Origin of the sequence: Pectobacterium sp. HCp5_1, assembly GCF_032905925.1 — a bacterium.
In the GTDB taxonomy this organism is placed as follows: Bacteria; Pseudomonadota; Gammaproteobacteria; order Enterobacterales; family Enterobacteriaceae; genus Pectobacterium; species Pectobacterium brasiliense_A.
Genome location: NZ_JAUMIO010000017.1, coordinates 39,485 through 61,026, shown reverse-complemented (window position 1 = coordinate 61,026; position 21,542 = coordinate 39,485). Strand labels below are relative to the sequence as shown.

Sequence of the window (21,542 nt, the reverse complement as noted above, 5' to 3'; positions counted from 1 at the left end):
TATACTAATTGATCATCGCCAGGGCATCATTGAGGACTTTTTCCCCATTCATCATGCCGTAATCGACCATATTAATGACCGCAATCGGCTTCGCTTTCTCGTCAGCTATCACCTTGAATTCAGGCAGTTTATACTTAATCTGCGGCCCCAGAAGGCAGCAATCATATTCATCAATTAGCTCATTAAACTCTTCAAAACCCACGGCTTTTATCTCAACAGCGATCGCATTTTTCTCGGCGACCTTTTCCATCCGCTGTACCAGCATGCTGGTAGACATTCCTGCTGCGCAACAGAGTAAAATCTTATTCATACTGCACCTCACCGTCCGTTTTTTTATTATTCAAGCAAGACACAAAATAATATGCAACCGGTTTCATATTGTTTTTACTATTTTTTGAAGGCGATCATAAATAGCGCAATCGGGGAATATTTTTATCCCTACACTTGTTATTGGTGATAAAAAAGGAGGATTTTTCCCTATAATGACGGCATCAGGCAGTACAGGAGAACGGGAAAGTACGATGGTAACCATGCTCGATGTAGCGAAAAAAGCCGGTGTATCCAAAGCCACCGTATCACGCGTGCTGACAGGGAATAATTACGTCAGTAAAACCACGCGGGATCGGGTATTCCAGGCGATTGAAGAGATTGGCTACCGGCCCAACCTGCTGGCGCGCCAGCTCGCCACGAGCAAATCGCAAATTATTGGTTTGGTTGTGACCAACACGCTGTACAGCGGCCCCTATTTCAGCGAATTGCTGTTCCAAACGGCAACCATGACGGAGAAATACGGGCGGCAGCTCATCATGGCGGATGGCAAGCACAGCGCGGAAGAAGAACGCGAAGCGATCCAGTTCCTGCTCGATTTACGCTGCGATGCCGTCATTATCTATCCGCGTTTTCTCTCTACGAATGAACTAGAAGAGATTATCGAACAGCACGATCAGCCGATCATGGTCGTGAACCGCACACTGCATCAGCACGGCGATAATGGCATCTGCGCCAATCACCAGCAGCACTGCCATGATGCCGTCAATTACCTGATTGCACAGGGCCACCGTGATATCGCCTTTGTCTGTGGATCGGCGAACTCCCCCACGGGTACAAGCCGACTGGCGGGCTACCGGCAGGCGCTGGAGGAAAACGGGGTTCCCTATAATGACGGGCTGGTTGCGCCAGGTGACTGGACCCATGACAGCGGCTATACGGCGGCACAAATCCTGCTTCAGCGATCTGCCACCTTCAGCGCACTCGTCGCCAGCAATGACGACATGGCGATTGGCGCGGCCAAAGCGCTACGCGAACACGGCCTCGCTATTCCGCAGGATGTCTCGCTGCTGGGGTTCGATGATTTACCGATGGCATCATGGTTCTACCCGCCCCTCACTACCGTGCATGTGCCCGTCGCCGAGATGATCAGCTATACCCTTGAGAAACTGCTGTGCCGACTGGAGGGTGAAACCATCGCGCCTACGCCAGCCTTCAAGGGCGAATTGATTATCCGCGATTCCGTCAGCAAAGGTCCTGCCGCCTAATCCTCGCTCACGCAGTGAGGCACCATGCCTCACTGTTCTGTCCGTTCACAGCGTGCCGTCACGTCAGTAAAAGATATCATGGACGAGATTGTCTCAGCATCGGATGAGCAATCGCGCGGAATCAGCCAGGTGACGCAGGCGGTTCACGAGATGGACGGCGTCACCCAGCAGAACGCCGCGCTGGTTCAGGAAGCCACAACAGCAGCCGCGTCACTGGAAGAGCAAGCCAGACAGCTTGCGCAAACGGTGCTGGTCTTTAAGCTCTCGTAATTACCCTTCTTCACCAACTCCCCCGCACGGGCCGGAAACGGCCTGTGCGTTATTCCCAGCGTGGACAGCAATCCTCGAACGAATCTGACCAAATCCCCCCCAAATACGATTTACTCGTCATGCCATTCTCTCCCTATTCTGCCGAAAAGGCGGGTATCAATATTCGCCATAGATGATATAAGTAATAGGCTAACCTTATGATCCATTTGCCAGGGAGTGACGCCCTGTTCCTGCGCCAGCTCTCACGATAATAAAATCTACAGACCTGTAAGCTGCAAAAACAACATGAAATTCATAAAACTACCACTACTGGCGCAAATCTCATCAGCGCATCTGGTGAGTCATTTCCATATGATGGTGCTGCCCGCGCTCATTCCGCTGCTGTCAGCCCAGCGTGATATCAGCTTTGTCGAGCTCGGGTTTGCGCTCAGCGTATTCAATATTGTCTCCGCCTGCGTGCAGACACCAATTGGTTTTATGGTGGATCGCATCGGCGCGCGCCGTACGTTAACCGCCGGAATCACGCTCGGGAGCCTCTGTTTTCTCTCGCTCGGTTTTTCAGGCAGCTACGTTTGGCTGGTCGCCGCGATGGGGCTCGCAGGGGTAGCGAACGCAGTTTACCATCCGGCGGATTACGCCTTGCTGTCGCGTGGGATTGATGAGAAACGCATGGGTCGCGCGTTCTCGGTGCATACGTTTTCCGGCTTTCTGGGCACGGCCATTGCGCCCGGTATTTTGCTGTCCGTTGCCGCCTTTTCCGGCATCAATAGCGCATTCATCGTTTCCGGCGTCCTCGGCTTGCTGACGATACCGCTGCTTCTGACCGATCGCGATGAGCCCATCCGGGTGAAACCTGCGGCAGCAACAGGCACCCAGCCGAGCAAATCGCGCGCACCCGTTTTCACGCTGCCGATTCTGGCGCTGCTCATTCTGTTCCTGCTGCTGAATTTAAGTACGGGTTCAATCCAGAACTTCTCGGTGACGGCGTTAGTCACGGGCTACGATTTGTCGCTGTCACAGGCTAACGTGGCGCTGACCGCATTCCTGTTCGCCAGCGCCTTTGGCGTATTGGCTGGCGGCTCATTGGCAGATAAAACTAAACGCCACGGGCTGGTGGCGACGGCGGCGTTGGCCGTCACCGCCGTGCTGGTCAGTATCGTTGCCATGTATTCTTTACCCACCGTTGTGCTCGTGCCGTTGTTGGCCGCCGCTGGTTTCCTCTCCGGCATGATCGCCCCTTCTCGGGATATGCTGGTGCGCGCCGCCTCTCCGCCGGGAGCGGAAGGACGAGTATTTGGGATTGTCTCCACCGGCTTCAACATTGGCGGTGCCGCAGGACCGGTTCTGTTCGGCTGGCTGCTGGATCACGGCCATCCTCACGCCATTTTCTGGTCTGCCGTCATCTTTATGCTGATCACGTCTTTCATCACCCTGCTACAGGAAATGCGCAGCGCTAAACGACGTGCGCTAGCCTGATAAAAGGACATAAAAAAGCCAGCTCCGCAGGGAGCTGGCTCAGGTTGCTGATAAACCGATCGAGCGGTCAGAATCTATCTAAATCAGATATCGATATTCATTGCTTTCAAGGCGTTCTCTTCGATAAACGCACGGCGCGGTTCAACCGCATCGCCCATCAGCGTTGTGAACAGCTCATCGGCAGCAATCGCATCTTTAACCGTCACACGTAGCATACGGCGGCTGGTCGGATCCATCGTGGTTTCCCACAGCTGATCCGGGTTCATTTCGCCCAGACCTTTATAACGCTGTATGGTCAGACCACGACGGGATTCTTTCACCAACCACTCCAGCGCCTGTTCAAAGCTGGCAACTGGCTGACGACGCTCACCACGTTCGATGTACGCATCTTCTTCAATCAGGCCACGCAGTTTTTCACCCAGCTGATTCAATTTGCGGTATTCGCTACCCGCCACGAAGCCTGCGCCCAGCGGATAATCGGTATCCACACCGTGCGTACGCACGCGCAGCGCGGGTTCAAATACGCCGCGTTCTTCATCATGGTGAATGACAAAGCTGTATGTACTGCCGTGAATCTCGTTTTCGTTCAGGCTGCTAACCAGCGATTCCGCCCACGCCTGTACTTTTTCACGCTCGCCTAAATCGGCTTCAGCCAACGTTGGTTGATAGATCAGGCGGTTCAAGAACGCACGCGGGAAGCGACGCTCCATGCGGCCAATCATCTTCTGTACGGCGTAATGTTCAGAAACCAGTTTCTCCAGCGGTTCACCCGCCAGCGCAGGAGCCTGTGCATTGGTGTGCAGCGTTGCGCCGTCTAGCGCCAGTGCGATCTGGTACTGGTCCATCGCTTCATCATCTTTGATGTACTGTTCCTGCTTGCCTTTTTTCACCTTGTACAGCGGCGGCTGAGCAATATATACGTGGCCACGCTCAACGATTTCAGGCAGTTGACGATAGAAGAAGGTCAACAACAGAGTACGGATGTGCGAACCATCGACGTCAGCATCGGTCATGATGATAATGCTGTGATAGCGCAGTTTATCTGGGTTATATTCGTCACGGCCAATGCCGCAGCCCAGCGCGGTGATCAGCGTCGCGACTTCCTGTGAGGAAAGCATCTTGTCAAAACGGGCTTTCTCAACGTTCAGGATTTTACCCTTCAGCGGCAGAATCGCCTGGTTCTTACGGTTACGCCCCTGCTTGGCAGAGCCGCCCGCTGAGTCCCCTTCCACCAGGTACAGTTCAGACAGCGCGGGGTCACGTTCCTGACAGTCCGCCAGTTTGCCCGGCAGGCCAGCCAGATCGAGCGCACCTTTACGACGCGTCATATCACGCGCTTTACGCGCCGCTTCACGGGCACGGGCGGCATCAATAATTTTACCGACCACTATTTTGGCGTCTGATGGGTTTTCCATCAGGTAATCCACCAGCTTCTCATTCATCAGCGATTCAACCGCCGTTTTCACTTCGGAAGAAACCAGTTTGTCTTTGGTCTGCGAGGAGAATTTCGGATCCGGCACTTTCACGGAAACGACGGCAATCAGCCCTTCACGCGCATCGTCACCGGTGGCGCTGACTTTAGCTTTCTTGCTGTAGCCTTCTTTATCCATGTAGGTATTCAGCGTACGGGTCATCGCAGCACGGAAACCGGCCAGGTGCGTACCACCGTCGCGCTGTGGAATGTTGTTGGTAAAGCAGTAAATGTTTTCCTGGAAACCATCGTTCCACTGCAATGCCACTTCCACGCCGATGTCATCTTTCACCGTCGAGAAATAAAACACGTTCGGGTGAATTGGCGTCTTGTTACGGTTCAGGTAATCAACAAACGCCTTGATGCCGCCGTCATAATGGTAATGATCGGCTTTATCTTTCTCACGCTCGTCAATCAAGCGGATGGAGACACCAGAGTTCAGGAACGACAGCTCGCGCAGACGCTTGGCCAGAATCTCATACTCGAATTCCACCACGTTGGTGAACGTCTCATGGCTCGGCCAGAAGCGCACCGTCGTACCGGTTCTGTTGGTTTCACCCGTAACAGCCAGCGGTGCCTGTGCCACACCGTGTTTATAGGTTTGCTCGTGAAGTTTCCCGTCGCGGTGGATAACCAGCGTCAGTTTTTCCGACAGGGCGTTAACCACGGAAACCCCTACGCCGTGCAGGCCGCCAGAAACTTTATACGAGTTATCATCGAACTTACCGCCCGCGTGCAGCACGGTCATGATGACTTCAGCTGCGGAGATACCTTCTTCTTCGTGAATGCCGGTCGGAATACCACGGCCATCATCCTGCACCGATACCGAGTTATCAGCATGGATGGTGATGATAATGTCTTTACAATAGCCAGCGAGTGCCTCGTCGATAGCGTTGTCCACAACCTCGAATACCATGTGATGCAGGCCGGTACCGTCGTCCGTATCGCCGATATACATACCTGGGCGTTTACGTACCGCATCCAGCCCTTTCAATACCTTGATACTTGAGGAGTCATAAGAATTCGACATCAACGTTTCTCGCTCATTTTAGTCCTGTGATTGAACCGTTATTTTACCCTGTTCTACGCGGAACATCTTGCCCTTTTCACCAACCATGTCCTCTATCTGTTCAGCGCTGACGGCACTAACAAAAACCTGTGCATGGGTGGCTTTTAACCGTTCAGCTAGCAAACGGCGGCGGGTACTATCCAGTTCGGAAGCAAAATCATCGATCAGATACAGACAGCGCAGTCCGTTCTGACGGGTGAGAAATTCACCCTGAGCCAGCCTCAGCGCACACATCAGCAGCTTGAGCTGACCACGGGACAGCATGTCCTCAACCGCCACACCGCTGGCGCGGATGCGGAAGTCGGCTTTATGCGGCCCCAGCGCCGTATAACCTAACATACGGTCGCGTTCGAACTGCCGTTCCAGCAGTTCTGCATACTCACTTTCTTTATCCCAGCCGCGCTGGAAAGAGAAACTGAGAGAAAATTCAGGCAAAAATTGCGTACAGGTCGTGGCGATATCATTGGCAATCGCCTCAGCGTATTGCGCACGCCATTCGCTGATACGTTCCGCCAGCGGCACCAGTTCCTGATCCCAGGCTCTAAGCTGCCCATAGTGGCTCACCTGACGCAGCGCCGCATTACGCTGGCGCAACAAACGCTTCATGTTGCTCCACGCTGCGAAAAAGCCGGGTTCATTATGGAAACAGCCCCAATCGAGAAAGGCGCGACGAAATTTCGGGCCGCCGTTGAGCAGGGTAAATCCTTCCGGGGTAATCAGCTGTATCGGTAGCAGTTGCGCCAGTTCCGCGACTTTATGGCCGTCGCTGCCGTCAATCCGTACCTTGCTGTCGCCCTGACGGTTTTTGCTTAACCCAACGGATCGCTCCGTTTCCGTACCATCAATACGACCATGCAGTACAAATTCTGGCTGATCGTGACGAATCACGCGCCCCGCCTGAATGCTACGAAACGCCCGCCCGTGCCCTAGCGTATAAATCGCTTCCAGCACGCTGGTTTTACCGCTGCCGTTGGCACCCACTAAAAAATTAAAGCCGGGAACCAGCGCCAGATCGGCCGCCTCGATGTTACGGAAATCTTTGATGAGAAGACGAGTAAGAGCCATGTTGCAGTTATCTTAATGATGAAAGGGCAAGTAAACTTGCCCGATAATTCTACAACCGCATTGGCATGACGACATAGGCCGCCGCCCGGCTGGCGCTATCTTCGATCTGCACGCTGGAAACGGAGTCGGTCAGCAGTAAACGCACCCCTTCGCACTTCAGCGCGTTCAGCACATCCAGCACGTAGCTAACGTTAAAGCCAATTTCCATCTCGGTGCCGTCGTACTGCACATCCAGAATCTCTTCCGCTTCTTCCTGCTCTGGGTTGTTAGCAGTAATTTTGAGCTGATTCTGAATCAGATGCAGACGCACACCGCGGAATTTTTCATTCGATAGAATCGCCGCACGGGAGAAGGCCTGCTTGAGCAGATCGCAACTGGCTTCCAGCGTTTTATCCGGGTTCTTCGGCAATACGCGGCGATAATCCGGGAAACGACCATCGACCAGCTTTGACGTGAAAATGAAGTCGCCGACATGCGCGCGAATATTGTTGCTGCCGATTTGCAGTTGCAGCAGCGTATCACCGCCATCCAGCAGACGCACCAACTCCATCACGCCTTTACGCGGCACAATCACCGAATGTGACGGTAAAGATTGCCCAACCGGCATAGAGCAAACCGCTAAACGGTGACCATCGGTCGCGACCGTGCGCAGCTCTTCGCCTTCGGTTTCAAACAACATACCGTTGAGGTAGTAACGGACATCCTGATGCGCCATCGAAAACTGCGTCGCTTCGATCAAACGCTTCATCGTCGCCTGCGGCAGCGAGAATTCAACCTCGCTCTGCCAGTCGTCCAGATTAGGGAAATCCGCTGCGGGCAGCGTGGACAGCGAGAAACGGCTGCGGCCAGAACGCACCAGCATACGATCGCCATCCAGCATAATCGTGATTTCCGCGCCTTCTGGCAGACCCCGGCAAATATCAAACAGTTTGCGAGCAGGGACGGTCGTAGCACCCGGCTCATGCGGCTGCGTCAGCGCAACCTTCGCCACCATTTCCATTTCCAGATCGGTACCGGTCAGCGACAAAGCGCCTTCCGTCACCTGAATCAGCAGGTTGCCCAGAATCGGTAAAGTCGGTCGGCCACCCAGCGGGCTGCTGACCTGTTGTAATGGCTTTAACAGACGTTCGCGTTCAACAATAAATTTCATAGTGTTATGACGATAGAGTTCTGATTAAATTGGAAAAATCTTCTTTGATGTCGTGGCTTTCTTCACGCAACTGCTCAATCTTGCGGCAGGCATGCAACACCGTCGTATGGTCACGCCCGCCAAAGGCATCGCCGATTTCCGGCAGGCTGTGATTCGTCAGTTCTTTCGCCAACGCCATCGCCATCTGGCGCGGACGCGCCACCGAGCGGGAACGACGTTTAGACAGCAGGTCGGCTACCTTGATTTTATAGTATTCCGCCACGGTCTTTTGAATATTGTCGATAGTAACCAGTTTTTCCTGCAACGCCAGCAGATCGCGCAGCGCCTCACGCACAAAATCAATGGTGATCGAGCGGCCGGTAAAATTGGCATTCGCGATAACGCGGTTCAGTGCGCCTTCCAGCTCACGCACGTTAGAACGCAGGCGTTTGGCAATAAAGAACGCCACTTCACCAGGCAGACGGATGTCGTTTTCATCCGCTTTCTTCATCAGAATCGCCACGCGGGTTTCCAGCTCTGGCGGTTCAATCGCAACCGTTAACCCCCAACCAAAGCGGGATTTCAGGCGATCTTCCACACCGTTAATCTCTTTCGGGTAGCGGTCAGACGTCAGGATGATTTGCTGGTTGCCTTCCAGCAACGCATTAAAGGTATGAAAGAACTCTTCCTGCGAGCGCTCTTTATTAGCAAAGAATTGGATATCATCGATCAGCAACGCATCAACAGAACGGTAGTAGCGTTTGAACTCTTCAATCGCATTGTTCTGCAACGCTTTAACCATATCCTGCACGAAACGCTCGGAGTGCATATAAACCACTTTCGCATTGGGTTTGCGGGCAATGATGCCATTCCCCACCGCGTGCAATAAGTGCGTTTTACCTAAGCCGGTGCCGCCATACAGAAACAGCGGGTTATACGCGCCGCCGGGGTTATCAGCCACCTGACGTGCCGCTGCACGGGCTAACTGGTTCGATTTACCCTCAACGAAGTTATCAAACGTATGCTTGGGGTTCACATTCGAACGGTAGGTATGCTCTGCCTGTACCGGCGAGTTATCCCAACTTGGTCGTACCGGAGCCGAACGTACCGGCTGTTGCCGCGCAACGCTGACAGGATTGTGGTGCGACTGCGCAGGCTGGCTTACTGCCTGCACCAACGGTTTGCTCCCCACTTCGAAACGCAGTAAAGGGGCATCCATCCCGCAGAAATCATTCAGCAGGACATTGATATTATTTAAGTATTTATCACGAACCCAATCCAGCACAAAGCGATTGGGGGCGTAGAGCGCCAGAGTGTTATCACTCAGCTCCGCCTGCAACGGGCGTATCCACATACTGAATTCTGTGGCAGGTAACTCATCCTGCAAACGGGCAAGACACTGCTGCCAAAGCGAAAGTGACACGGCGGACTCCACTCGAACAAGAACGATCAAAAAGAAAAGAATAAGACGTTATTTATGTGACTCATGATTTTTTGGCGCCTGCGTCATCCACGATTGTTTCATTCACAATACAGACAGCAGACACACCACGTAGCGCGGCGGTTTACTCCGACGATCCCGTCAAAAGGATCGCTAACGGAACCGCGGATCATAACCTAATCTTCCGAAGAGATCTTCCCCTTCTGCACAGTTTCGATCCTTTTTATCCACAGGCTATTCTTATCGCAACACCCCGCAACACGGCAGAGGGACGGCTAGCACACATTTTATCCGCCTGCGATGAAGCGCCCCCAAGCATACCCGCGGAGGCACGATCGTTACGGTGACATCGATCATGATCTTGTCGGACAGATCGTTGGAGGATCCTTGCGCTTTGCAGCAGAGTCCGTATAATTCCCTGCCCGCGCGTCTACGCCTTTTCTGTGCTCTGGCAGGCAGAAATTCCAAAAATAATCGGAATGGCTGGCGTGTTAAGTGTGATGTTAATTGACTCAGGACTGTACAATTATTACAATCCTGCCTCTTTCCGTTATATAGCTGTGATATGCGATTGAGGCGTCGGTCATTTTTTCACGCCGAACAGCCAAACGCGTTTACTGTGAAGTTATAATTTTCCAAGTTTAGGTAGAAATCGCCATGAAACGCACTTTCCAACCGTCCGTATTGAAGCGTAACCGTAGCCATGGTTTCCGTGCTCGTATGGCCACCAAAAATGGTCGTCAAGTTCTGGCCCGCCGTCGTGCGAAAGGCCGTACTCGTCTGTCTGTTTCTAAGTAATAAAAGCTAACCCACCGAGTGGTTAAGCTAGCATTTCCCAGGGAGTTACGTTTGTTAACTCCCAGTCATTTCACTTTCGTCTTCCAGCAACCGCAACGGGCTGGCACGCCGCACATCACCATTCTCGGCCGCCTGAACTCGCTGGGGCATCCCCGCATCGGTCTTACCGTCGCCAAAAAGCATGTAAAACGTGCTCATGAACGCAATCGGATTAAACGCCTGACGCGTGAAAGCTTTCGCCTGCACCAACATTCATTGCCTTCAATGGACTTTGTGGTACTCGTGAAAAAAGGGGTGTCTGAACTGGATAACCGTACTTTGACGGAAGCATTGGAAAAACTATGGCGTCGGCATTGTCGTTTGGCTCCCGACTCCTGATCGGGTTGATACGCGGTTATCAACTCGTTATCAGCCCGTTGCTCGGACCGCATTGTCGGTTCCGGCCAACGTGCTCGCAATACGGTATTGAAGCAATACGCAGGTTCGGCATGATAAAAGGCTGTTGGTTGACGCTTAAACGCGTATTAAAATGCCATCCTTTGAACCCTGGTGGTGATGATCCCGTACCGCCAAAAACCGACAATAACAGAGAACATTAACGATGGATTCGCAACGCAATCTTCTTCTCATCGCTCTGCTATTCGTAACCTTTATGCTTTGGCAGGCTTGGGAGACGGATAAAAATCCGCCAGCAACCACGCAGGCCATACAGCAGGCGACGAACGCAGTGACCGGTGATGCTACCAACCAGGGCGTACCCGCCAGCGGTCAAGGCAAACTGATCACGGTGAAAACCGATGTGCTATCGCTGACAATCAACACGCGTGGCGGTGACATCGAGCAAGCGCATCTGCTGGCTTACCCGGACACATTGGGTTCAGATAAACCTTTCCACCTGCTGGAAACCACATCAGAGTTTGTCTATCAGGCTCAGAGCGGTTTGACTGGCAAAAACGGCCCGGACAACCCGGCTAACGGCCCGCGTCCACTGTTTACCTCCACGCAAGATAGCTTCGAGCTGGCGGATGGTCAGAGCGAACTGCGCATCCCGATGACATACACTGCGGCTGACGGCGTAACCTACACCAAAACGTTCGTTCTGAAACGTGGCGACTATGCACTGAACGTTGACTATAGCGTCAACAACACCAGCGCTCAGCCTCTGGAACTCACGTTGTTCGGTCAGTTAAAGCAATCTATCGAATTACCTAAGCACCGCGATACCGGCAGCAGCAACTTTGCACTGCACACTTATCGTGGCGCGGCGTTCTCTTCCAGTGAAGACAAGTACAAAAAGTACAGCTTCAGCGACATGGACGAAAACCTGAACATCACCACCAACGGTGGCTGGGTAGCGATGCTGCAACAGTACTTCGCAACCGCGTGGATCCCAACGACGGCAGGCGCTAACACCTTCTATACCAGTAAGCTGGGGAACGGTCAGGCCGCTATTGGCTTCAAATCCGCTCCGGTTGTAGTTGCCGCAGGTAGCCAACAGGATCTGAAAACCACGCTGTGGGTCGGCCCGGAAATTCAGGACAAGATGGCTGCTGTCGCACCGCATCTGGATCTGACTGTCGATTACGGCTGGCTGTGGTTTATTTCTCAGCCGCTGTTTAAGCTGCTGAAATTCCTGCACAGCTTTATCGGCAACTGGGGCTTCTCCATCATTGCCATTACCTTTATCGTGCGCGGTATCATGTACCCGCTGACGAAAGCGCAATACACCTCTATGGCGAAAATGCGCTTGCTGCAGCCTAAACTGCAGGCGATGCGTGAACGTATTGGTGATGACAAACAGCGCATGAGTCAGGAAATGATGGCGCTGTACAAGTCAGAGAAAGTGAACCCGCTGGGCGGCTGCTTCCCGCTGCTGATTCAGATGCCAATCTTCCTGGCGCTGTATTACATGCTGATGGGCTCCGTTGAACTGCGCCACGCGCCGTTCGCGCTGTGGATTCATGACCTGTCTGCACAAGACCCGTACTACATTCTGCCGATCCTGATGGGCGTGACGATGTTCTTCATCCAGAAGATGTCACCAACCACCGTGACCGACCCAATGCAGCAGAAGATCATGACCTACATGCCGGTCATCTTTACGGTCTTCTTCCTGTGGTTCCCGTCAGGTCTGGTTATGTACTACATCGTCAGCAACCTGGTTACCATTCTCCAGCAGCAGTTGATCTACCGCGGTCTGGAAAAACGTGGCTTGCATAGCCGCGAGAAAAAATAATCCGGTTGATAGCTAACCGATAGAAAGCGTAAGGCGGTCATTGACCGCCTTATTTTTTTAATGGCTGTTTTATCAGCCAACGATACGTAAAATAGCCTGCCAGACAGGCATCAATGCAGAGAGAACATCATGAGTAATACCGACACCATCGTCGCCCAAGCCACGCCACCGGGACGCGGAGGCGTGGGTATTTTACGCATTTCAGGACAGGCGGCCGCAGACGTGGCGCATGCCGTTCTGGGTAAGCTTCCCAAGCCGCGCCACGCCGATTATCTGCCGTTCCGTGATGCCAACGGCACCACGCTCGATCAGGGCATTGCCCTCTGGTTTCCCGGCCCGAACTCCTTTACCGGCGAAGACGTATTAGAGCTTCAGGGTCACGGCGGTCCGGTTATTCTTGATTTGCTCCTGCAACGTATCCTGACACTGTCTAACGTGCGGATTGCGCGTCCTGGCGAATTCTCTGAACGTGCCTTCCTGAACGACAAACTCGATCTCGCGCAGGCGGAAGCCATCGCCGACTTGATTGACGCCAGTTCGGAACAGGCTGCTCGCTCAGCGCTAAACTCTCTGCAAGGCGTATTTTCCACCCGTATAAATCAGTTAGTGGAAGCACTCACTCACCTGCGAATCTACGTCGAAGCGGCCATCGACTTCCCGGATGAAGAGATCGACTTTCTCTCCGATGGCAAAATTGAAGCACAGTTAAATGGTGTGATGGCCGATCTGGATGCCGTCCGAGCCGAAGCACATCAGGGGAGTCTGCTGCGTGAAGGGATGAAGGTCGTGATCGCGGGTCGTCCTAATGCCGGTAAGTCCAGCTTACTCAATGCGTTAGCCGGTCGCGAAGCCGCCATTGTGACGGATATCGCCGGAACGACACGCGACGTATTACGTGAACATATCCATATCGACGGCATGCCGCTGCATATCATCGACACCGCCGGGTTACGCGATGCCAGCGATGAAGTCGAACGCATTGGTATTGAGCGCGCCTGGCAGGAAATCGAACAGGCCGATCGCGTGCTGTTCATGGTAGACGGTACCACCACGCAGGCGACCGAGCCTGAGCAAATCTGGCCGGAATTTATGGCGCGCCTGCCAAAAACGTTGCCGATTACCGTGGTACGCAACAAAGCCGACGTGACGGGCGAAATGCTTGGCATCGAAGAGGTGAATACTCACTCACTTATCCGACTGTCCGCCCGTACAGGTGAAGGCATCGATATGCTGCGCGACCACCTCAAGCAAAGCATGGGGTTCACCAGCAACACGGAAGGCGGTTTTCTGGCTCGACGTCGCCATCTGCAAGCGCTGGAACTGGCGGCACAGCATCTGATTCAGGGGAAAGAGCAGCTGGTGAGCGCCTACGCGGGCGAACTGCTGGCAGAAGAACTGCGGCTGGCGCAGCAGTCCCTGAGTGAAATCACCGGCGAGTTCACCTCCGACGACCTGCTAGGCCGTATTTTCTCGAGCTTTTGTATTGGGAAATAATGTGGGTTAATCCGGCTAAGTTCATGCTAAAAGATTATTAGTCAACCAACTGATTTATAATCAATTTTACATAAATTATGCCACACCATTTCATTTTCTATTCGCATCTTTTTTCTTCTTTTGGTTGTTTGTTTTTCCCTCTGTTCCCTGCACCAATAATCGTGGGGCACACGGGGGAAAAACACCATGAAAACTTCCATAGAGAAGCACCAGCCAAATTGGGAGAGAAATCGTTCCCTACGACTGATGTGGTAATCTCCCAGAAGCAACTTCAACAAAATCCATGCAACACGGAACCACACATGTCTGTAAGGGCTCATTCGTGATAGTCCTGTTCGGACGGTGAAAAGTGTCAAACCTGAGGCCACCAAGCGCATCTATCCCATTCTAGAAAAGTGAATGCGATGGCGATCTCTATGACGCGTTAAAACGCGCTTTTCTGTTCATTTGCGCCACGACCCAATGTAAACGATACCTCGGGGCTGTAACTGCCCTTTTGGACCACTATGAGCGAGTTATTATCTGAAAATATGTTTTGCTCAGAATCACGGCACTCCATACTAGTGGTCTCTGAAAACTTGGCTTGGATCAAGTTACGCCCTTTAAACTCTGTCAGATTGATAAAATCATCAACTGTAGGAGCATTTAATATGAAGTTAATTCCCATTTTGTTACTAACTCTCAGCCTCCCAGTCTTGGCAGAAGAGACAAAAGATATCGATTGGTATAAACAGCATGATAAGGAGCGTCGTGCTCTGATTGAGCAATGTAAGAAAGACCAGCAATTAAGAATTACTACTGAATGTAGAACGGCAATGGCAGTAGAAGCTGAAATTATCGCCCTCGGCAAATAATCAGATCACTGGGACCACAATACACATAGCCCGAAATGATTATGGCGCTTTACGATAAGGAAGCCTCCCCCATAAACACACAGTGAAATGTTTTATATGAACATTTCACTGTGTATCAAGAAGTGAAACCCACCCGATAGCCGTTCATATAAACATCGAGCGCAGCCATTACCATTCTTCCTTCCAGGATGATGCAACAGAGGCTTCGTTATTGGTGGTGTCCACATTCCTGGGCGTAACAGTAAGTTCTAAATTCAATGCCGACAGGATTTTAAAGAAGGTTTCCAGCTTAGTAGAATCAGGATGTTGCTCGAAACTGGATACCGTATCCTGGCGAATACCCACTTTACTGGCCACTTTCCCTTGTGAAAGCTTCTGCGTGATACGAACATCTTTCAGATAGCTGCTAAGCTGCTTGCTGTTGGTGATCTTCATCATCTTATCCTACCGGTTATAGGCGGTAGAATAAATATTACACGCTTTAGCCGGTAAAACAATAATTACACGCTACAGCCGTTAATTGTGTATTTACCTGCTAAAGCGTGTAAACAACAAACAGAACCGTAGGGGAAACACGGTGTATAGCGGGGTGAGATTGTTGGCGCTAACGCTTTCTCACCCTCGATGGTATTTACCGCAGGCTTGTTTTGAAAAATTGCTCAAACTTATCAAACGGTATTTTTCCTACCTGATTGTCGTACAGGTCCACATGATTGGCGCCCGGTATCACTACCAGTTCTTTACGCTTGCTGCAGACTAATTTGTAGGCATCTTCAGCAAAATAGCGCGAATGAGCCTGTTCACCGGTAACGACCAATGTCGGGATAGTAATTTCGCTCGCATAGGTACCACTTTTCGCATCTTTCCAACGCTGTTCGCTGAGGTATTGCAAGTACGCCAGCGTGATAAAAGCGTTTGCGCATATAAACCGCTTGATTGCTCTTTCACTGCACCAAAAGGCCCACTCACAGCGATGGCGGCCCAGAATGATCTCTGAGCCGATTTTTAAGCGTTACTTTTTAAGTGTTATTTCAACGTCGCTTTCACGACGGCTGACAACGGCGTCGTTGGGCGACCGATCAGGCGGCTCAGTTGCTTACCGTCATCAAACAGACCACCTTTGGATGCACCAGTGTCCGAATCCGCAATAATCTGCGCGAAACCTTCAGGTAGGCCGGCTGAAACCAGCGCGGCGGCAAACTCCGCTTCGGACAGATTTTGATAACCGATACTTTTGCCAGACTGTTTGCTGACTTCCGCCGCCAGCTCTGCCAGCGTGTAAGGCTCGTCGCCAGCCAGTTCGTAAACCTTACCAGCCTGCCCTTCCTGCGTCAGCACCGCGACCGCAGCGGCAGCAAAGTCTTCACGGGTTGCAGACGTAATTTTGCCTTCACCCGCGCTACCGATAAACACACCGTGTTCCAGCGCCGCAGGGATGCTGGCCGCATAGTTTTCGGTATACCAGCCGTTGCGCAGCAGGACATGCGGTAAACCAGAATCCTTCAGCAACGTCTCCGTTTGACGGTGCTCTTCCGCCAGTGCCAGAGGGGACTTATCCGCGTGCAACAGGCTGGTGTACGCCACCAGCTTCACACCGGCTTTCACCGCCGCATCAATGACATTGCGGTGTTGTGCCGCACGCTGACCCACTTCGCTTGAAGAGATCAGCAGCACCTTATCCACACCTTGCAGCGCGGAAGCCAGCGCTTCTGGCTGATTGTAATCTGCGGCTTTCACCTGCACGCCTTTTGCAGACAGATCGGCAACTTTATTGACATCACGCACCAGCGCCACGATGTCGCTCGCCGGAACCTTCTCTAACAGTTGTGCGATAACCAAACGGCCCAGTTGGCCGGATGCACCAGTAATAGCAATCATCTTGATCTCCTTTTATTGACTGTCTTTATTAACCGTCTTTTATTAACAGACACTGGCTGGCATAATATCGGCAAAGCTAACTTTAAGTAAGTACATACATAAAGGTAAGTATAGTGAGTCAACCCAAAACACCCATCGATTTATTGCCCCCCATTCTGCCAACCGGCAATGTCTTCGCGGAGAAATGCCCATCTCGCCAGATACTTAACCACGTAACCAGCCGCTGGGGCGTACTGATTCTGATCGCATTACTTGATGATACGCATCGCTTCAGTCAACTGCGTCGACGGATTGGCGGCGTGAGCGAGCGCATGCTGGCGCAGACTCTGCAATGGTTGGAAAGTGATGGTTTTGTCCTGCGAACGGCCTATCCGGTTGTCCCGCCACATGTTGAGTATAGCCTCACCCCATTAGGCAAAGAGGTAGGTGTGCGGGTAAAAGAGCTGGCAATATGGGTCGAAGGGAATCTGGGCAAGATTATGGCGACGCAGCAGTCAGATGACCAATCATCCACCAAACCATAATCAATGCGCCTTCTGAAAAGAGGTTCTGACTCAGGAAGCAGTGCGCTCGGGTAGCAGGCGGGAAATATCAGAGAAAATGGCTTTCCAGGTCTCGTCATCGACCGCCATAAAGCCAAAATAGCGCAGCAGGAATGCCCCTTCGGATGCCAGAAACGCCAGCCGAGCATCTCGCCCTTCCTGCGAATTCAGGTCAAGCCCAGCCAACTGGCTGTCATACCACGCCTGCGATCTAGCAAGGTGCTCAGGCGTATTCAACAACGAGGCCATCATGCCCGCCGCTCGATCGCCTTCTGCGGCATCCGTCCGATAAGTGATATCAACGTGCGCACGCACTCTGGCTTCCCGACTATCATCCGTACCGATGCACACGGCAGCCATCTCATCAAACTCATCTTCCCAGCGCTGATACATCGCGTGAATCAGCTCGTCTTTCGTCCCGAAACTCGACTGAATACCGCCTTTTGTCACGCCCGCAGCTTTAGCGACCGCATCGATAGTCAGCGCAGCCGTTCCCTGCGTGCGGACGATCTGCTCCGCCGCATCCAACACGCACGCACGATTAATGCTCTTATGACGCCCCATGTCTTCCTCAATTTAAAATACGTTTGTATTTAAAAAGCAATTCTATATCATCAGAACGCTATCCAACAGATGAAAAAGAGAAGTTCAAGGTAGAGATCCTGCTATGCAATCACCAAAGAAGTGGCTGACCCTGGCCATTGTTTCCAGCGCCCTGTTCCTGATTGTTATCGACATGACGGTACTGTACACCGCACTCCCGACACTGACTCACGACCTGCACGCAACTGCATCGGAAAAGCTGTGGATCGTTAATATCTATGCGCTGGTTGCCTCCGGTTTACTGCTGGGGATGGGCACGTTGGGCGATAAGCTGGGTCATAAACCTCTATTTATTTCCGGACTGATGGTCTTTGGTGCGGCGTCACTGTTTGCCGCCTATTCGCCCACACCCAGTATGCTTATCGCTGCCCGCGCGCTACTCGCGGTCGGTGCCGCAATGATGATGCCCGCCACACTGTCGATTATTCGTCTGACATTTACTGATGAACGGGAACGTGCACTGGCGATCGGTATCTGGGCTGCGGTGGCATCCGGTGGCGCGGCGTTTGGCCCCGTGATGGGCGGGATACTGCTTGAGTACTTCTGGTGGGGATCGGTTTTCCTCATTAACGTACCGGTCGTTTTGCTTGCGCTCATCATGGGAATTACCGTGATTCCACACCGGCCGGGCAACGCCTCCCACCGCTGGGATTTTATTGGTTCCCTATTGATTATGGTGGGTTTGATTGGTGTAACCTATGCCATAAAAGAACTGGGCAAGCGGGTTCCATCTTATGAGGATGCGCTAATCGCTCTGCTCATCGGCGTGGCTTTCATTACCCTGTTCGTTCGGCGTCAGCGTAACAGCAAGCATCCTCTGGTCGATTTCTCTCTCTTCCGCCTGCCACCTTTCAGCGCGGCCGTGGCCGCCGCTATCGTAGCCGCAGCCGCCTTGATCGGCATGGAGCTGGCTTTCACCCAGCGCTTGCAGCTCGTCGTCGGACTGTCTCCGTTACAGGCGGGGTTGTTCATTTTACCGCTGTCATTGGCGTCCTTTATCTCTGGCCCGTTAACCGGAAAGATACTGCCGCGCGTGAATAGCGGGACAATGCTAGCCGCTGGCCTGTTGATTTCGGGGCTGGGAATGGGAAGCTATCTGCTGCTGCACAATGCGCCCACAATTATACAAATCATCAGCCTAACCGTTATTGGCGCAGGCGTGGGCTCCACCATGACGGCCGCATCGAGCACCATCATGCAGGTTGCGCCAGCGTCAAAAGCAGGTATGGCGGCGTCAATCGAAGAGGTGTCCTATGAATTAGGGGGCGCTACGGGCGTGACGCTGATGGGCAGTTTGCTATCTTTCGCTTATTCCGCAACGTTTATGCTGCCCGCTGGGTTTGCTGCACCGGACACCGCGTATGACAGTCTGGATGAAGCGTTAATTTTTGCCGAACCCTTACCGGAAAATATGCGGCAGATGCTTACCACACAGGCCCATTCTGCCTTTGATTCAGGTTTTTCCATTGTGCTGGCCGCAGCCACGCTGATCCTGCTGCTGACCGCGGCCTTCGTCTGGACAACCCGCAATAGTAAACAGCATCGTCATCAGGCCGCTGATGTATAGCACCGCCAACTCATCGGTTCAGACAATAAAAAACGCCGTTCAATCACGAACGGCGTTGATGATGTAGCGACGTCTTACACTATAAGAACGTACAGCAAGGTAACGATGTACTACCAAGAAACTTAGTAAGTTTCTTTACCGTATTGCAGTGAACGAGGTCCGTACAGCATACCGCGTGAATGACCCGCTGCCAGCAGGCGCGTGCTGGTCACGCCAGCAACATCGTGGCCTTTGTCGGAGATCGTGTCCGCGATTTGATTCACCGCAGCCTGCACCAGAATACCGATGATGCCGCCGTTAGAATTTGACTGCTGTTCGTTGCTGGACGCCGTTGCGCTTCCGCTCCACAACAGTTTTCCGGTACGCAGATCCACCAGACGCGCATCCGCAGAAACGCGGGTTTCGCTATTAATCACGATGTATGACGTGCCGTACTCTTTTACGTCCAAATACAGCGCAGCATCAGCACCAAAGATTTGATGCAGCTTCGCCGTGCTCAGCGCATGAATATCCGCCGCGGTCGACAGACCATTCTGTTTGAACGTTTCGTCCACTACAGCGACAGGCAAGACGTAATAACCCGACTCCGCCAGCGGATAGGTGACCTGAGAAAGCAGGCTATAGCTCGCTTTCACATCTGGGGAATGGTTAACCGGCGGCAATACCAGAATGGACTTAGGCTTGCTCTGCTTAAATGCCGTGTAGTCATAAGGCACGGGTTTAGCACAGCCGGTCAGTACCAGCGCAAAAACCAGACCACATAATCCTAAGAAACGATTCATTTAATGCTCCCTTTATTTTTACTCAACAGGAAGTCCATAAAAGGTGCTGATTCAGGGAATTTCGCTTTTTCAGTTTCAAACTGTTGGCGAGCTTCGCTATCACGGCCAGTGTTGGCGTACAGCAACCCAAGTTGAGCATAGAGTCCCGGCGGGACGGGTTTATTGGCGGCTTTCGCTTTTTCGATCGATTCATTCAAAGCAAGAATCTGCTGCTCTGGACCGACTTTATCCTGTTGATAATAATCATAAAGTGCAGGCTGGTATTTATCCCAGCTGTAAATCGTTTTTGGCTGGGACGCACAGCCTGCTAATACTGTCGCTGCCAGTAGCAGGACAATTTTCTTATGAGATAACATGGTTATATTCCTATTCCCTTAGTTCGCTGGGCGCCAGGCACCGCTTTCAATTCCTGCAACCAGATTATTGACGGCTTCACGAATCGCCAAATCCAGCACTTTACCGTTCAGCGTCGAGTCATAGCTGGCCGTGCCGCCAAAACCGATAATTTCACGGTTGGACAAGGTGTACTCACCCGCACCCTGTACGGAATACACCACTTCAGACGTTTGCACGTTCACGATGTTCAACGTGGTTTTTGCGTAAGCAACCTGTGTTTTACCGCGACCCAGGATGCCCCACAGCTGATGGTCACCCACTTCTTTGCGACCAAACTCGGTCACATCGCCAGTAACAACATAGGTAGCGCCTTTCAGCGTCTGCGTTTGCCCTTTAATACCCGCTTCTGCTTTCAGCTCTTCCATATTGGTGCGATCCAACACGTTAAAGCGGCCACTCTGCTGAAGATGGCTAACAAGAATGGTCTTGGATTGATTACCTAAGCGGTCAACACCATCAGAAAAAATACCGTTCATATAGTTAGAGCGGTTTTCAAATTTTCCGACGGAAATCGGGCTGCGAACGCCCTGATAAGGCGTACTGTAAGAAGTCACTTTTTGTGCTTCTACGGTACGGGAAGACTCTGTGGCACATCCGCTCAATAGCGCAGCTGACATGAATACAGAACAAAGAACGACTTTTTTATTCATAACACTATCCCTTAGTGACAATCCATTAACCGGAGCAACGCTCTGTTATTGATTCATAATGAAAATGCCGTAAACGCGTTATTTAGCTGCAACATTGTTTGATGCAACACTGTTTTGCTGCATGCAAATAGCGCCCAACATTATGAGGGGCGTAAGGAAAAGTAACGAGTTATTTCATGAGGAAATTAACAAAAATAATGAAAACCAGAATTTTTACCCGAGATAAACCACTGTAAACCAGACAAAAAACAAGGTTATATGCAACCAGACTATTACTTTCGCATAA

At 52.1% G+C, this 21,542-nt stretch carries 21 protein-coding genes and 2 pseudogenes; 11 read left to right on the top strand and 12 right to left on the bottom strand.

The annotated features are described in order from the left end of the window. Positions 1–4 precede the first annotated feature (4 nt). Positions 5–310 (bottom strand): PTS sugar transporter subunit IIB, encoded by a 306-nt coding sequence (locus tag Q3A88_RS13160; RefSeq protein WP_039317538.1) that lies wholly within the window; start codon positions 308–310, stop codon positions 5–7. Positions 311–521: 211 nt separating this feature from the next. On the opposite strand from Q3A88_RS13160, the gene Q3A88_RS13155 reads away from it, so the two are divergent. From Q3A88_RS13155 to Q3A88_RS13145, 3 genes and pseudogenes are all read left to right on the top strand, one after another. Then, positions 522–1,535, top strand: a complete 1,014-nt coding sequence (locus Q3A88_RS13155) for a LacI family DNA-binding transcriptional regulator (RefSeq protein WP_039281401.1) — start codon at positions 522–524, stop codon at positions 1,533–1,535. Positions 1,536–1,589: 54 nt separating this feature from the next. Beyond that, positions 1,590–1,805 (top strand): annotated as a pseudogene (locus tag Q3A88_RS13150) (methyl-accepting chemotaxis protein); the annotation flags it as partial. Between the two features lie 285 nt (positions 1,806–2,090). After that, a complete protein-coding gene (locus Q3A88_RS13145) occupies positions 2,091–3,281 on the top strand; it encodes an MFS transporter (protein WP_014917124.1) in 1,191 nt (396 codons plus the stop codon). An 83-nt stretch (positions 3,282–3,364) separates the two neighbouring features. On the opposite strand, the gene gyrB is transcribed toward Q3A88_RS13145, so the two are convergent. Genes gyrB through dnaA form a run of 4 tightly spaced genes read right to left on the bottom strand, consistent with a single transcriptional unit; the run spans position 3,365 to position 9,438 of the window. Beyond that, positions 3,365–5,782 carry a DNA topoisomerase (ATP-hydrolyzing) subunit B gene (gyrB, locus tag Q3A88_RS13140; RefSeq protein WP_317178058.1) on the bottom strand — a complete coding sequence of 806 codons (2,418 nt, stop codon included), beginning with the start codon at positions 5,780–5,782 and terminating at the stop codon, positions 3,365–3,367. 18 nt (positions 5,783–5,800) lie between these two features. Next, a complete protein-coding gene (recF, locus tag Q3A88_RS13135; protein WP_014917126.1) occupies positions 5,801–6,886 on the bottom strand; it encodes a DNA replication/repair protein RecF in 1,086 nt (361 codons plus the stop codon). Between the two features lie 49 nt (positions 6,887–6,935). Continuing rightward, complete coding sequence (gene dnaN, locus Q3A88_RS13130; protein WP_110164051.1) at positions 6,936–8,036, bottom strand: DNA polymerase III subunit beta; 1,101 nt, start codon at positions 8,034–8,036, stop codon at positions 6,936–6,938. A gap of 4 nt (positions 8,037–8,040) precedes the next feature. Further along, positions 8,041–9,438 (bottom strand): chromosomal replication initiator protein DnaA, encoded by a 1,398-nt coding sequence (gene dnaA / locus Q3A88_RS13125; RefSeq protein ID WP_010281224.1) that lies wholly within the window; start codon positions 9,436–9,438, stop codon positions 8,041–8,043. 675 nt (positions 9,439–10,113) lie between these two features. On the opposite strand from dnaA, the gene rpmH reads away from it, so the two are divergent. The 6 genes from rpmH to Q3A88_RS13095 all read left to right on the top strand — a co-directional run bounded on the left by rpmH (position 10,114) and on the right by Q3A88_RS13095 (position 14,838). Then, positions 10,114–10,254, top strand: a complete 141-nt coding sequence (gene rpmH / locus Q3A88_RS13120; protein ID WP_005976668.1) for a 50S ribosomal protein L34 — start codon at positions 10,114–10,116, stop codon at positions 10,252–10,254. An 18-nt stretch (positions 10,255–10,272) separates the two neighbouring features. Further along, positions 10,273–10,632, top strand: a complete 360-nt coding sequence (gene rnpA / locus Q3A88_RS13115; protein WP_010281235.1) for a ribonuclease P protein component — start codon at positions 10,273–10,275, stop codon at positions 10,630–10,632. After that, positions 10,596–10,853, top strand: coding sequence for a membrane protein insertion efficiency factor YidD (yidD, locus tag Q3A88_RS13110; protein ID WP_010281237.1), 258 nt, complete (start codon positions 10,596–10,598; stop codon positions 10,851–10,853). The genes rnpA and yidD overlap by 37 nt, the downstream gene beginning before the upstream one ends. Before the next feature lie 2 nt (positions 10,854–10,855). Further along, entirely contained in the window at positions 10,856–12,490 is a 1,635-nt protein-coding gene (gene yidC / locus Q3A88_RS13105) for a membrane protein insertase YidC (protein WP_317178057.1), read from the top strand. A 129-nt stretch (positions 12,491–12,619) separates the two neighbouring features. Continuing rightward, positions 12,620–13,984, top strand: a complete 1,365-nt coding sequence (mnmE, locus tag Q3A88_RS13100; RefSeq protein WP_277518829.1) for a tRNA uridine-5-carboxymethylaminomethyl(34) synthesis GTPase MnmE — start codon at positions 12,620–12,622, stop codon at positions 13,982–13,984. A 650-nt stretch (positions 13,985–14,634) separates the two neighbouring features. Beyond that, positions 14,635–14,838, top strand: coding sequence for an EexN family lipoprotein (locus Q3A88_RS13095; RefSeq protein WP_051910617.1), 204 nt, complete (start codon positions 14,635–14,637; stop codon positions 14,836–14,838). 168 nt (positions 14,839–15,006) lie between these two features. Here Q3A88_RS13095 and Q3A88_RS13090 read toward each other — a convergent pair whose 3' ends face one another. The 3 genes and pseudogenes from Q3A88_RS13090 to Q3A88_RS13080 all read right to left on the bottom strand — a co-directional run bounded on the left by Q3A88_RS13090 (position 15,007) and on the right by Q3A88_RS13080 (position 16,716). Further along, the gene (locus Q3A88_RS13090; RefSeq protein WP_014917131.1) at positions 15,007–15,273 is read right to left on the bottom strand and encodes a helix-turn-helix domain-containing protein; all 267 of its coding nucleotides are present in this window, start codon (positions 15,271–15,273) and stop codon (positions 15,007–15,009) included. 196 nt (positions 15,274–15,469) lie between these two features. Further along, a pseudogene (locus Q3A88_RS13085) lies at positions 15,470–15,685 on the bottom strand (alpha/beta hydrolase); the annotation flags it as partial. 179 nt (positions 15,686–15,864) lie between these two features. Continuing rightward, positions 15,865–16,716 carry an SDR family oxidoreductase gene (locus Q3A88_RS13080; RefSeq protein WP_317178056.1) on the bottom strand — a complete coding sequence of 284 codons (852 nt, stop codon included), beginning with the start codon at positions 16,714–16,716 and terminating at the stop codon, positions 15,865–15,867. Between the two features lie 113 nt (positions 16,717–16,829). On the opposite strand from Q3A88_RS13080, the gene Q3A88_RS13075 reads away from it, so the two are divergent. After that, a complete protein-coding gene (locus Q3A88_RS13075) occupies positions 16,830–17,240 on the top strand; it encodes a winged helix-turn-helix transcriptional regulator (RefSeq protein WP_205537734.1) in 411 nt (136 codons plus the stop codon). A gap of 30 nt (positions 17,241–17,270) precedes the next feature. On the opposite strand, the gene Q3A88_RS13070 is transcribed toward Q3A88_RS13075, so the two are convergent. Continuing rightward, positions 17,271–17,822, bottom strand: coding sequence for a TetR/AcrR family transcriptional regulator (locus Q3A88_RS13070; protein ID WP_039551752.1), 552 nt, complete (start codon positions 17,820–17,822; stop codon positions 17,271–17,273). Positions 17,823–17,925: 103 nt separating this feature from the next. Here Q3A88_RS13070 and Q3A88_RS13065 point away from each other — a divergent pair, with 103 nt between their 5' ends. After that, complete coding sequence (locus Q3A88_RS13065) at positions 17,926–19,428, top strand: MFS transporter (protein ID WP_317178055.1); 1,503 nt, start codon at positions 17,926–17,928, stop codon at positions 19,426–19,428. A gap of 122 nt (positions 19,429–19,550) precedes the next feature. Here the strand turns inward: Q3A88_RS13065 and Q3A88_RS13060 are convergent, their stop codons facing one another. Genes Q3A88_RS13060 through Q3A88_RS13050 form a run of 3 tightly spaced genes read right to left on the bottom strand, consistent with a single transcriptional unit; the run spans position 19,551 to position 21,256 of the window. Then, entirely contained in the window at positions 19,551–20,210 is a 660-nt protein-coding gene (locus Q3A88_RS13060) for a DUF799 domain-containing protein (RefSeq protein ID WP_014917137.1), read from the bottom strand. After that, the gene (locus Q3A88_RS13055) at positions 20,207–20,566 is read right to left on the bottom strand and encodes a DUF4810 domain-containing protein (RefSeq protein WP_010281265.1); all 360 of its coding nucleotides are present in this window, start codon (positions 20,564–20,566) and stop codon (positions 20,207–20,209) included. Before Q3A88_RS13055 ends, Q3A88_RS13060 begins: the two co-directional genes overlap by 4 nt. An 18-nt stretch (positions 20,567–20,584) precedes the next feature. Then, positions 20,585–21,256 (bottom strand): CsgG/HfaB family protein, encoded by a 672-nt coding sequence (locus Q3A88_RS13050; protein WP_014917138.1) that lies wholly within the window; start codon positions 21,254–21,256, stop codon positions 20,585–20,587. Positions 21,257–21,542: the final 286 nt, after the last annotated feature.